Origin of the sequence: Pyrobaculum sp., assembly GCF_049971835.1 — an archaeon.
Lineage (GTDB): Archaea > Thermoproteota > Thermoprotei > Thermoproteales > Thermoproteaceae > Pyrobaculum.
Map to the genome: position 1 here is coordinate 1 of NZ_JBMFKV010000382.1, position 1,114 is coordinate 1,114.

1 protein-coding gene is annotated in these 1,114 nt (G+C 57.7%); it reads left to right on the forward strand.

The features are described 5' to 3' along the window. Positions 1-187: 187 nt before the first annotated feature. Positions 188-991 (forward strand): hypothetical protein, encoded by an 804-nt coding sequence (locus ACP5J3_RS14840; protein WP_428496385.1) that lies wholly within the window; start codon positions 188-190, stop codon positions 989-991. Positions 992-1,114 lie beyond the last annotated feature (123 nt).

Consider the following 1,114-nt stretch of genomic DNA (forward strand, 5'->3'; position numbering starts at 1 on the left):
CACGTCTTATACACTTTATATTACTATTAAAGTTCCGCAAGATCTATATGTTAATGCTACATTAGGAACATCACTAAACAACTCTAGATATATCAATATAGGACCTGGCACCTGGGACTTTTCTTTTGTAAACCCCGGGATTAGATCACCTGGTGTTTACAACGTATCTATATTCCTGGGCCCCTATGTGAATTATACTACTTTGCTGGTTTACCGCGTCAACGTCACCATCTCGGCGCCCTCTCTGGCGCCGGTTGGCGCGCCGGTAAACGTCACTGTAAGGGGGCATGTGTACCCCAGTATAGACGCGTCTGTGCTTCTCAGTGTTTCCGGCTGCGGGGTGTACAACGGGGTCGTGAGGGTTAACCAAACTATTCAATACAGCTCCGCGAGGCCTTGCACCGCCGTCTTCACGGCATACACAAATACAACTAAGGCGTCTGCGTCTGTGCGGTGGGCTTCGCTCACCGTGGGGGTTAACTACACTAGGCTGGGCACCATAAGGGGCCTACCCGTGTTTCCCCCGCGGGGCTTCTCTGCATACGCTCTGCTGGGCGGGGTGCCCGTACCTGCGCGCGTCGAGGTGGTCGGCGACTTCGACAGGCTGGGCCGCGTTAGCTACAACATCACCGTTGAGTACATGGGCGTTGTGAACAGGTCCGTCTTCGTCGGCTACGCCGCGCCGCCGGGGAGCTACACCGCGGCGAATAAAACCCTCGGCCTCTTGCCGCCTGAGGCTCGGCCCTACTTCCAGTACCTAATGGAGAGGGCCGCCGCCACCGGCGACTGGGACCTCGTCGATCAGATATCGAGGCTCTACACGGGCGCCCCGACGCCTATGGCTCTACTGGCTAGATACCTCGTGGAGAGGGACCTAGCCGCCGGGAGGGATCCCAACGTCGCGGCCGCCGAGGCGCTGAGGCAGATAGAGCCCCTTGTACTAGGAATGGCAGGAGGCCTCTTCCTGGCCTTTGTCCGCAGGATTGTCTAGAGGAGCGACAGCTCGGCCTCTTTAAGAGTCCCCCTCGCAGAGTCGACCTCTAGGCCAAAGATCTCAAGCGCCGTCACCCCGACGACGATTACGTCCTCGGCCTCTCCGAAAATCACGGGCACC